An 11,221-nucleotide genomic window follows, 5' to 3' on the forward strand; every position below is an offset into this window, starting at 1 on the left:
TTTGCTCATTCTTCCTCCCAAGTAGAATGAGTTTGAATGGCTTCACTCAACCACTCTTTGAAATTCTCATAAGTTCCATGAAGCTCCCAGCCTTCTGAAGCGTAGGCGTGGATTATGAGGACTTCCGGGTTTCCGGATTCATCACGGCCATCGAAGCAGGCTATGTCATCGTTTGCGTTGAACCTCGCAAAGGGGATTAGCTCCCTCTGTGGGTAAAGTTTTTTTAAGGTGTGGTACCAGTAATTTACATCCCCCTCTTCAAAAACAATGAACCACCAAGGTTCAATATCTATGGCAGGTGTTAGGTTGATTGTTTCAATGAAGTCACTTGGATAAGAAAAATGACTTCGGCCTGTGATTTCTAAATAGTTATTCATTCTTTGCCGCTCAATTTTGGTAGTTCGTGAGATCCGTAAGGAGTTTCCTTTCCGAAACGTTTTGGCGACTGCTTTCCAACTCTTAATTCGATCGCCTGGCCCCACGTATCTGGTTTTTTTCCCTTAACAGCAAAGCGTTGTTGTTCTGGCTCAGTTACTGGATCGTTATATCCGCGCTCTCTGGCTTCTACTTTTATACCGGCTTCGCGTGCGGCACGGACCCGGGTGTTATCCATGCTGGTGAGATGGCCGTCCGGCATTCGGACCACATCAATGGGATCACCTTGCCAACCTTTTTCTCTCATGCTCGCGACTAAATTGTCATAGGTGTAATTGTTTCCTGCTCTGTCGACCTTGTTATATGAGACAGAGGTTTGGGAAAATCTTACCTCATTTGGGTCAATGGATCGCACTTTTGGGCACTGCGCAACATTACAGCTTAAGCCTAACGGGTCCACCCACCCCGTAGGGTTAGGCACGTACTGGTAGCTATTCAACCCACCCGCAAGCTTGATCGGATCCGGCGTCAAAAACCGTCCAGTCCCCGGATTGTAGTAGCGGTGGCGGTTGTAATGTAACCCTGTCTCGGCGTCGAAATACTGACCTTGGAAGCGCAGCGGGTTATCGATTTCGCTGACGTCCAGTGCCGCGAGGTTGCCATAGGCGCGGTACTTCGCCGACCACATGATCTCACCGCTGTAATCGGTCAGTTCCTGCGGCGTGCCGAGGTGGTCGAGTTGGTAATAGAACGGGGCCGCTTTTAGCGGGCCTTCGCCGTCGAGCATTGCCAACGGGCGGAAGGTGCCCGGTTCGTAGATGTAACTGCGGTAGCGGTTCTCGGCGCTTTCAGCGATGAGTCGTTCGCCTTGCCACAGAAACTCGGTGGTGTGACCGTCGACTGACTTTTCAATGCGGCGGCCAAAGGCGTCGTATTTGTAGGTTGCTGTGCTGCCGCCCGGCAGGCTGACGCCGATCAGGCGGTGTTGGCAATCGTAGCGGTATTCGGTGACGAGCTTTTGTCCGGTGCCGCGACTTTCACGGATCAGGTTGCCGTAGGCGTCGTAGTCATAGTGGCGGTCGCCTTGCATCAACAGGCGATTGCCTTTGACGTTGGCGAGATTCGCAACGGGCAGGTCATTTTGTCCGAGCAGGTTGCCCGCCGGGTCGTGGGCGAAGCTCTCTGGCATGGCGCCGCGCACGCTGATCAGGCGATCCAGCGGGTCGTAGTGATAGCTGCGGTTGCCTTTGCGGCTGTCGTCGATTCCGGCGAGATTGCCGTTGGCGTCGTAGTTGTAGCGACGCTGGAACAGGTGCTTGTCCCGTTGGCTGACGCTGTGCGCTTGCAGACGTCCCTGTTCATCGTATTGGTATTGGCTAAGCAGCAGACCTTGTTGGCGCTGTTGCTCTCGACCGGCGTTGAACTGATGAGAGGTCAGGCGAGAACCGTTGAGGTCGATGCTGCTGAGTTGCCCGCCAGGCTGGTGGCGGTAATCGAGTTTGCTGCCATCGGGCAAACGGCAGTGCTTGAGCTGGCCAACGCTGTCGTATTCGTAGCGCAGAGTGCCCCAGCCTTGGTGCTCCTCGATAAGTCGGTCTTGCAGATCGTATTTATAGGCGAGCGGCCAATTGCCGTCGTCAACGTTAGCGAGGCGGCCAAGCGCGTCGTAGCTGTAGTGAATCTCTTCGCCGTCGGGTAGCGTTTTTACGAGCAAACGACCTGCGGCGTCACGCTGATATTCGGTGACCAGTTCGCTGCCGTCGTCGCCGAACTCGGTTTTCTTCAGCAGTTGGCCGTTGAGGTCGTACTCGTAGGCAGTCCGACGACCATCGAAGCCGGTTTCCTGTTGAATCAGGCCGTTGGCGTAGTAATCAAGGTGATAGTGCTCGCCGCGCTCGTTTTCAATTTCAGTGAGCAACAGGCGCGAGTTGTCGTAGCGGTAGCGCAGTTGGCTGCCGTCGGGATTGATGCGGCGGCTGACGAGGTGGAGATTATCGGCGTATTCGTAGCGGGTGATACGGCCAAGTTCGTCGCGTTCAGCAGTGACATTGCCGTAGGCGTTGTAGCTGAATGCGCGAGTGGCGCCGCCGGGCAGCGTAACTTGGGCAAGGCGATTGGCAGCATCCCATTGGTAATGAGTGATCGCGCCGGACTCTTCCTGGCGAGTGATCTGCCTGCCTAGTGCATCGTAACGGTACTTGCGCTGACCGCCGTCCGGAAGGCGTTCTTCAAGCAGTTGACCGAGATTGTTCCAACCGAGTTGATGACGGCTGCCGTCCGGGTGACGGATTTCCAACAGACGACCCTGCGGGTCATAGCTGTAATGGGTGGCATTGCCGTCCGGGTCAATCTGCGCAGTGACATCACCCTGTCGGTTGCGTTGATACTTCCAACTGGCTTTGCCGCGACGAACGTCGCTGACGAAGCCGTTGATATATTCGTAAGTTGTAGCTTCGTCTTCTGGGGGGATGACAGCGGTCATCAGTCCGTTGTCGTCGTAGCGGTATTCGGTAACGGCGCCCAATGGGTCCTTTTCCGCGATCAATTGACCCTTGTCGTTATAGGCTTTTTGATGCTCGGCACCATCGGGATCAATTTTGCTGATCAGTCGCGCCTGATCATCGTGGGTGTAGACCTCTTCGCTACCATCGGCGTTGGTAACGGTAACGCTGCCTTTGTCGTCCCAGGCGTATTGCGCTTCCATCTGGGAAAAGTTGGCCCAGTGACGAGTGCAGCGAGACAGTTTGCCTTTGTTTTCCCATTCCCAATAGAACGCCGCGCCGCCTGCCAATTGCCGCTCGAGAATGACGTGCTGCTCGTTGTAGCGATAACGCTCGGCTTCGCCCGCCGCGTTTTTCGCCTCGATCAGGCGATGCTGCGTGTCGTAGCTGTAAGTGACCAGCGTCTGCACCGTGTTCCACGCGGCCTCAAGATTGTCCGCTGGGAGGAACTGTTGATAGTCGACGGCGATGATGTGCTTGCGATCGTAGCGCAGGAGCAGGGCGCGGCCGGCACCGTTGTCGAGACGTTTGATGCGCCCATGGATGTCGCGAGTAACGTGCAAGCGGTTGCCATAGCTATCGCTGATGGCGATCAGGGTCGCGCCTTTGCTGTCGAAGCGGAAGTGATAGAACGATGGTCGCTTGCCAGCCTGCGCGAGAATCAGCTCGGATGGATCGTCACCGAGAAAAATGGCCGCGTGCGACAGGCTGTTGGTGATGGTGGGACGCTGCTCGCTTGGGAGTGGGAAGGGCGTCGAGCGATTTTCATGGTCGGTCCATATGATTTCATCGCCATCGATCTCAAGGCGATGAGCCAAGGCATGGCTCCAGCCATAACCCAGACCGCAATCAATTTCCACTGCGCTGGTTCTGTACAGGCGCGTCCATTCAAACGGCAACAGACCATTGAGTTGACCATCAGTCAGTGTCAGCAGTTCTTCACCGGTGACCATCGACACCGGGCATTTGTCGGTGCTTGTTTTGTCAACAGGCTCTGCACTTTTATCGGCCGGTGTTTTTGCCTGTTTGGACACATCGTCAGCTAATTTGCCCTCCGCAAGTCTGGCGTTTCTCTTGCCATCAAAACGCAACTCGGAAATCCCGTTCCTGACCTTCGCCGTCACCCCTCGGGCCGCCACTGCGGTGTACTTGGCGACATACTCCATAAAGCCGTTGATGATCTTGAACACCGACTTCACGAAGCCGATCACAGCCTTGATGACAAGCTCTCCGTACTTCTTGAGTCGGGCCGCAAGGTAGATGACGCCGGTACCTTCTGCCGCGATGGTCAATACCACGCCGATCACGATGTCGATCGCAATGCCAACGACAATTGCCGTGGTCATCTTCGCTACATCGCCCGCCATCTTCATCGGCGGCAAGCCCGCGAGCCAGATCACCGCACTGCGCACCAGCAAAAACAAAGCCGCTTCGTCACTGGCCAGCAACATGGCCTTTTTCATGATGTCCGGCGAGCTTTTGGCGACTTTGATCAGCTCGTCTGCGCCAGCGCCGAGATCTTTCGCAAACTTTCCTGGGTCCTGGAGGATATCGAGCACAAGGCTGATGCCGTCCCACACACCCTTGATGGCCTCCCAGCCACCTTCAAGAATGCCGTTGCCGATGGCCATGGCTGTGCCGGAGGTCGAAAGATTCGACCATTGCGGTTTGAAGCCCGCCCATTCCTTGCGCAGGAAACCTTCAAGGTCCGCAGTCACGCCGCTGTAAGAACTGAAGAGGGCGTCGATCTGCGCCGGGGTCACTTCGTTATGGACGCGAATTGTGTAGAACTTGCCGGGCACACCGCCGGTCCATGCGGCTTTGCCTTGCGCGTCGAGTTTGACCTTGCTGACAGCACCACCGTCCACGGCCACGATTTCGACTTCGATATCGCCGACGGGAATGTCGTAAACCGATTCGAATTTGCTCTCGATCAGCAACGGACCCTTGAGCGGACATTGAGCCACGTTCGAGGTGAAGTTACCGTCGGTCATGCTCACCGTTTTACTGGTGTTGCCCGCCCTGATGACACGCTCCATGCCCAACAAGGACGGCATGTCCGCGGCACGGCTACCCTTGTCGAGAGCCTGTGCGTACCAGGTTTTTGTTTGTTCCTGATACAGCTTCAGACTGTCCTTGAAGGTGTTCAGTTGGTTGTCAACAAAGGCAACGCGATCCATCAGCCTTGCTCCAGAATCAGGTGGTTTATCAATGCTTCTTTAAGATTTTGCGGCGCATCCGGGCGGCGCACGAAGCGGGTGATTTTCAGCTTCAAATTGTTCTCGGGCCACGCGGTGTAGAGGTCCGGGCGGTCTTCTTCCAGCCATTGCATCAGGTTGCTGACCAGCGTCGCCGGATTGTCCTTGCTCAACCCTTCCAACAACCCCTTCGGCACCTCCCACCACGGCCAGTCCCGCACCTTCGGCACCACCCGCGTGCCCACTTCCAGCGCCTGCCCATTGATCAGATACCGCTCAAACACCGGCAGCACTTCTCCAGCCTTTTCCCCAAGCCCCCGCAAAATCGGATAGATATGCCGCCCATCCCAAAACCGGAAAAACACCTCGGTGCCATCCGGCATTTTTACCTGCGTCAGGCTGCGCAGATGTTCGAACACTTCGTTCGGTTCTGAACGCGACACCGCCAGCCAGCCCCAGTCCAGCGCGTCGGTTTCGGCGATCCATGGCAGGAAGGCGGAGTTGGCTTTGAGTTCGGTGAGGTAGGGCATCACCGGTTGCCAGGTGGAGTAGGGCGTGCCGCCCCAGATCGGGATGAGCTGGGCGGTGGGTTCGGTGAGGTATAGGGTTTTCAGCGCATCGGCGTCGCTGGCGGCGCTGATGATCAGGTACAGGCGCTCGCCGCTTTGCAGCGGCTGTTGCGCCAGCCAGTCCTTGGGGGTGATTCGTTCAGATGGCACAGGCACCTGCCTTGCATTTTTCGCATTCTTCGCAGAACGGCGCGTTACGTTTGAGGGTGTTGATCTGCGCCGGGGTCAGGACTTGGCCAGCCTTGTCTGCATCCGCCTGTTTCAACACGCCGGGCATCAACGGCGCAGCACCAGTCCCACTGCCCGGGCTGCCGCCGGAGTTCATGTTGATCACCGGCCCGCTCATGGTTACGCCGCCGGCATCGATCTTGATGAAGCTGCCGCCGCCGACCAGCGTGAGTTCCGCACCAGCTTCCATCACCACTTTCATGCCGCTGCTCAGGTGGATTTCCTGGCCTGCGTCGATGAACTGGCCCGTGCCGATCTTGATGTGCTGATTCACACCGACGGTGAGGTGGTCGTTGGCGCGGGCTTCGACTTTGCGGTCGGCGTAGACGGTGTGGTGTTCTTCGGCCTTGAATTCGCTGTAGCTGTTTTGCTCGACGGTGTCGTGGCGTTCGTTGCCGACGCGGATTTTCTGGTCATGCTCGATGTTTTCGTCCCAGTCGCGCTGGGCGTGCAGGTAGATCTGTTCCTGGCCTTTTTTGTCTTCGATGCGCAGCTCGTTGTAGCCGCCACCACCCATCGAACTCAGGGTCTTGAAGGTGCTGCGGGTCTTGTTCGCCGGCAGTGGATAGGGGACGGTGTTTTCCTTGTGGTACAGGCAGCCGCTGATCAGTGGCTGATCGGGGTCGCCTTCAAGGAACGTGACGAGCACTTCCATGCCGATGCGCGGGATGGCGATGCCGCCGTACTGGGCGCCGGCCCAGGCGCTGGAGACGCGCAGCCAGCAGCTGGTCTTGTCGTCGGCCTGGCCTTCGCGGTCCCAGTGGAACTGGACTTTGACGCGGCCGTATTCGTCGCAGTGGATTTCTTCGCCTTTCGGGCCGGTGACCACCGCGCTCTGGCTGCCGAGGATGCGCGGTTTCGGGTGGCGCAGGGGCGGGCGGTTGGGCACGTCCCACGGCGTGGCCTGGAAGCGGTTGCGGTAGCCCTGGTGGAAATCGTCTTTCAATGCCGTGGTGTCGCTGGTCACCGACTCCTCGAGCACCTGCGGCTGCTTGCCTTCGTGCAGGACTTCGGTGAGCAGCCAGAGGTCGTTCCATTTGGCTTTCGGGTGTTCGGTCAGGGCGAGGAAATGGCCGCTGACCAGCAGTGGCTGATCACTCTTGCCTTCGGCCAATTGGAAGTCGCTGCGATGGCGTTCGAGGGCGCGGTTGGCCAGGTGCTTGCCGCGCTCGCGGTCGATGAAACGGCCCGGGTAATCGTAGTCTTCGAGGTCGGGCAGGGCGTCGCCACGGTTTTCGCTTTCCAGGGTCAGGCGCGGTTTTTCGAAGTCGTAGTCGCGGCGGGTGGTGCGGCTGGTGCGGGTTTCCAGGCGCAGGTCGAAACGCTTGATCACCGGGTTGCTGGCGACCATGCCGGAGTCTTGCTGATAGGGCACAGGCTTGAGTTTCGGGAACACCGTCTGGTCGTCGCCGAACACCAACTTGTGCGCGTTGGCGCTGTGCTGGAAGTGGAAGTGAATGCCTTCTTCCTCGCACAGGCGCTGGATGAAGTGCAGATCCGACTCATCGTATTGCACGCAGTAGATGCGCTCGGGATAGATCGAGCCGGTCTTGAATTCGTAGGCGTTGCTTTGGATACCGTGCTCTTCCAGCACCATGCCGATGATTTTCGGCACGCTGAGGTTCTGGAAGATGCGCTGGTTGATGCGGTGCGCGAGATACGCCAGTTGCGGACGCAAGGTCACCGAATAACGGGTCAAGCGCTTGCCGGAATCGCCTTGCGCGGCGCGGTAGATCTGGCCATGGATGCCGCTGCCGTCAGGCGACAGCTGCAGAAAGGCCGGTTTGTGCAGCAGGGTTTCGAGGTCCAGCGACGGCTGCTCACTGACCAGTTCCACCTCGAAGACAAAAGGCTGGCTGATGGCTTCCCGGCCGGTGAGAGTAAACACCTGAAAGTCGGCGGAAAGCCCTTCGATGGTCAGGGCAAAGTGGGTTTCATTGGCCGGCGCGAACATCCCTTGTTCCTCGTGCTGTACAGCGGCGCTCGTCGACGACCGCAAAAATGCGGCTCAACGTACGCGAAATTCTGGAGGGGCGTAAACAACATCGACCAGCAGAGCTGGCCGATGCGTGTAACGGTCAGCCGTAATTAAACGACTGGAGCACGCCAGTCATCGGAACCCGAAGTACCGGATACTTCGTGGGTCCAGGTGATTTTGCGGTAGGTGAACTGCACTTCTTCCAGGTGGGTGAAGTGCGCGTTGCCTGGATCCTGGCAGTTGTGCATTTTGTTGTTGATGGCGACGATGATCGCGTCTTCCAGTTTGGTGGTGTAGTAGTGCTCTTGGGTGCCTTGAGCCGAAGTGCGGTACCACTGGATAACGATTTCGCTCATGCGCTCGCCGGAAGTCAGTGCTGCTTGCAGCAGTGGCGAAGCCTTGTCGTAGACCTTGGTGATCACAACTGGCTTGTGAACGCGCTGACCGGTTGGCTGACCGGATTGCGGGTCACGCGGGATGATCACGTCGTGGGTGAAAGCCTGAACCATGACCTGGTCTTCGTGGCCTTCCTGGTAGGTGTTGCCAACGGAGTCGGCGGTGAAAGCGCCGGCAGTGATCAGGCCTTGTTTTTCGCCGGTAACCGACATGTACGCTGGTGTTGCCATGGGGTGCTCTCCTTGCGGATAAAGTTAGGGTGCCCGGAGGCGAAATCGCCCGGTGGGTGACTGAGTGTTATCAAGGAGCGTGCCAGGTTTTGCGCGGTGCCCGGACGGCGGGGGCGCCACGTTGGTTGGTGACCATTCGGGGCGATTTTCAGCGGAAAAGTCGGGAGAAAGTGCGCAAGAAGTTGCGCAGTACTGCGCAACTTCTTGCGCACTTGGCTGCAGGCCTTGCGCCGCTTGAGCTGCAGAGGATTTAGGCCCTGAAATATTACGGGCTACTGCGCAACTTCTTGCGCAGTTGGGGATTTGCCGGGACCGAAGTGTTGGCTTCGCGAGCAGGCTCGCTCCCACAGGGATTCATGTGTTGCCTGGGAGCTGAGTTCATGCGCAAAACCTGTGGGAGCGAGCCTGCTGGCGAAGGCGTCCGTTCAGGCAAATCGTTAGCGACTGATATGCCGCTATCGTGAGCAGGCTCGCTCTCATCAAAAAAACAACCTATTGATTTAAATGGGAAAAATCATGCCGCTTTCACCAGTTCCATCCCCAATTTCCGGGCCTTGTGCAGCAAGGCTCGGAACTGGCGTTCCTGGCTTCTGCTTTCATACGCCTCAATCCCTTGTTCAACGTATGCCTGTCCCTTGGTCAACATGGCATAGATCATTCGCGCGAGCTGGTGGGCTGTTGCCTTGATCGCGCAACTGGTATCCATACGAGACAGGCGTGCCCGGTGACTGGCGCCGATAAAACCCTTTTCATTTCGAGCGTTCGACGCCGCTTGCTTAGGGGCTTGAGCCGCTCGATTGACGCGACCTTGCCAAAGGTCACGGGTATTGTCATTTACGGGGCCTGCGACGGATTATTTCACCGAAACCGTTCATCGGAATCATGTCACAACCTGTCAACTCTGACAGTAGTCAGCTGATCTTCAGCTGGACTCTAATCCTTGTCATCGGTTTGCCCTTACGAGTCAATGCCAAGGAGTGAATGACATGTCTACCGCAAACTCTGCTGCGTCGCCTTTTGCACTCTACCCGGCTCAACTGCTGGGAGCGAAATCAGGGGTTATCATTAACCCACCTCCAGACCCGGGCGTGCCTGCAGTAGGAGCACCCTTGAGCCTGTTCCTTCCAACGGTGAACCAGAATACCAAAAACACCGAGGGGGCGGCGAGGCTCATGATCGATCCCATTCCGAACGGCCCGGACACGGTGGCTGTGCGTCTGTTTGTGAATGGCATCGAGGATGCTGTGAAGAACATTCTGCCGGGCGAAGAAAACGACATTATCTATTTCGACCTGTTCATGAACTCGCTATACGATGGCGTAAATCCGATTCACTACGTTGCTGAGGATGCGGCCGGCCACTGTGCGGAGTCCCGTCCTTTATGGGTGGTGTACTCTTCCACCCTTCCGGGGGGAAACGATGTGCCGGGCAGTGGCGATCATCCGTACTTGATCCTCACGCTGCCCTCACCGGGCGACTGGTTCGATAAAGACGATTTTCCTTTTTATCTCGTTGTGTCCTACCCCAATACAAAACCCTATGACGTGATCACTTTGATACTCAATGGCAAACCGTTCGAGTTCACGGTGCAGCCTGGCGAGGAAACTGGTGATTACGTCATCGAGGTCACTGCGCTAATGATCGCGCAGGCCGGCAACAGGCCGGACTTCAGCTTTGTTTTCACGGTGCGCGATCAATTGGGTAACTTTACCCATCAGCGCAGGCGCTCAGCGCCGAGGCTGGCGAACGTCGATATCAATCGTACGACGGTGCCTGCACCTGATTTGATCGAGAAGGTTGGCGATCCCAGCGATGAGGCGGATCTGGTGCACCTGGAAAAGCTGGAGAGCTTCCTGCATTTCCTCATCCCTATTTTTACCCCGGTGTATCAGGTCGGGGACAGGGTCGTTTCGAATTACACCTGCATGCCAGTCAGTGGTCCAGCCGTGACCTTCAGTAGTGAAGCAGACGTGAGTCGGATTCCTTCTACCCTCGATTTGCCTGTACCGGCCGCAAAGGTGTTGGTGACGGGGTTGATCAGCGCGAAATACAAAGTGATCAGGAATGGCCAGGTTTTCGCGGTCTCGCGAACAACGCAGGCGACTGTTGTCAGCCCGGATTTTATCGATCCCGCCATCAAAGCGATCATTGACGAAGACAATTACCCTGTTCCCAAAAATGGCAGCACGGTTTATCCCGACATTAGAGTGGACGGTTATTGCACCGCGAATCTGAGTGTCGAAATTTTCGATGGAGCCACCAGCTACGGAACGGTAAAAGGTGATGCAAAAGGATATTGGTTCAGGGATATAAGCGGGTTGGCAGTCGGTCTGCACAATATTCGCGTCGTTGCGGTCTACGATCCGAGCCGATCCGTTTCTCATCCATTCTCGGTTCGGGTTCTCGCGCCGCCTGTCATCACGCAAGTGACCCGCGCAAATGGCACACACGTTCCACCGGGAGGGTCGGCGGCGTCATTAGAGTGGCTGACATTCAGCGGAACCTGTGGATCCTTGCCCTATAATCGTTCGGTGCGTTTGGGCACGCATCCCGGGCACGGGGGGTACGGAATCAACATTTCGCCAAACGTCACCACTTGGATACAACAAATAGCGTACCTTGGCCCAGGTCACTTCCACCATGCTCTTTATGATCGGTGGCTTGGCATTACCGAAAAGGGGCCGATATCCAATTATTGGGCCATTGTCTGGGGATGATTGACGACGAGATGTACGCATCTTATCTG

General features: G+C 56.9%; 6 protein-coding genes and 1 pseudogene. 1 reads left to right on the top strand and 6 read right to left on the bottom strand.

The genetic code is table 11. From position 1 onward, the window contains the following. Positions 1–5 precede the first annotated feature (5 nt). The 6 genes and pseudogenes from ACZ0AZ_RS14140 to ACZ0AZ_RS14165 all read right to left on the bottom strand — a co-directional run. Entirely contained in the window at positions 6–377 is a 372-nt protein-coding gene (locus ACZ0AZ_RS14140; RefSeq protein WP_039764143.1) for an SMI1/KNR4 family protein, read from the bottom strand. Then, entirely contained in the window at positions 374–5,056 is a 4,683-nt protein-coding gene (locus tag ACZ0AZ_RS14145) for an RHS repeat-associated core domain-containing protein (protein WP_129999827.1), read from the bottom strand. The genes ACZ0AZ_RS14140 and ACZ0AZ_RS14145 overlap by 4 nt, the downstream gene beginning before the upstream one ends. Continuing rightward, positions 5,056–5,793 carry a DUF4123 domain-containing protein gene (locus ACZ0AZ_RS14150; RefSeq protein WP_129999826.1) on the bottom strand — a complete coding sequence of 246 codons (738 nt, stop codon included), beginning with the start codon at positions 5,791–5,793 and terminating at the stop codon, positions 5,056–5,058. The genes ACZ0AZ_RS14145 and ACZ0AZ_RS14150 overlap by 1 nt, the downstream gene beginning before the upstream one ends. Beyond that, on the bottom strand, positions 5,783–7,825 hold the full coding sequence (locus ACZ0AZ_RS14155; RefSeq protein ID WP_463537577.1) for a type VI secretion system Vgr family protein: 2,043 nt from the start codon (positions 7,823–7,825) through the stop codon (positions 5,783–5,785). The genes ACZ0AZ_RS14150 and ACZ0AZ_RS14155 overlap by 11 nt, the downstream gene beginning before the upstream one ends. 134 nt (positions 7,826–7,959) lie before the next feature. Further along, positions 7,960–8,475 (bottom strand): Hcp family type VI secretion system effector, encoded by a 516-nt coding sequence (locus ACZ0AZ_RS14160; RefSeq protein WP_007949952.1) that lies wholly within the window; start codon positions 8,473–8,475, stop codon positions 7,960–7,962. 514 nt (positions 8,476–8,989) lie between these two features. Beyond that, positions 8,990–9,277, bottom strand: a pseudogene (locus ACZ0AZ_RS14165) (IS110 family transposase); the annotation flags it as partial. A gap of 184 nt (positions 9,278–9,461) precedes the next feature. Between ACZ0AZ_RS14165 and ACZ0AZ_RS14170 the strand changes: the two are divergent. After that, entirely contained in the window at positions 9,462–11,192 is a 1,731-nt protein-coding gene (locus tag ACZ0AZ_RS14170) for a hypothetical protein (RefSeq protein ID WP_463570818.1), read from the top strand. The last annotated feature ends 29 nt before the right edge of the window (positions 11,193–11,221 follow it).

The sequence above is a fragment of the Pseudomonas sp. AC239 genome (genome assembly GCF_979258545.1).

Excerpts from the sequence above, each read along its gene's own strand:
- ACZ0AZ_RS14140 (WP_039764143.1), bottom strand. The coding sequence starts at position 377 with ATGAATAACTATTTAGAAATCACAGGCCGAAGTCATTTTTCTTATCCA.
- ACZ0AZ_RS14145 (WP_129999827.1), bottom strand. The coding sequence starts at position 5,056 with ATGGATCGCGTTGCCTTTGTTGACAACCAACTGAACACCTTCAAGGAC.
- ACZ0AZ_RS14170 (WP_463570818.1), top strand. The coding sequence starts at position 9,462 with ATGTCTACCGCAAACTCTGCTGCGTCGCCTTTTGCACTCTACCCGGCT.
- ACZ0AZ_RS14160 (WP_007949952.1), bottom strand. The coding sequence starts at position 8,475 with ATGGCAACACCAGCGTACATGTCGGTTACCGGCGAAAAACAAGGCCTG.
- ACZ0AZ_RS14155 (WP_463537577.1), bottom strand. The coding sequence starts at position 7,825 with ATGTTCGCGCCGGCCAATGAAACCCACTTTGCCCTGACCATCGAAGGG.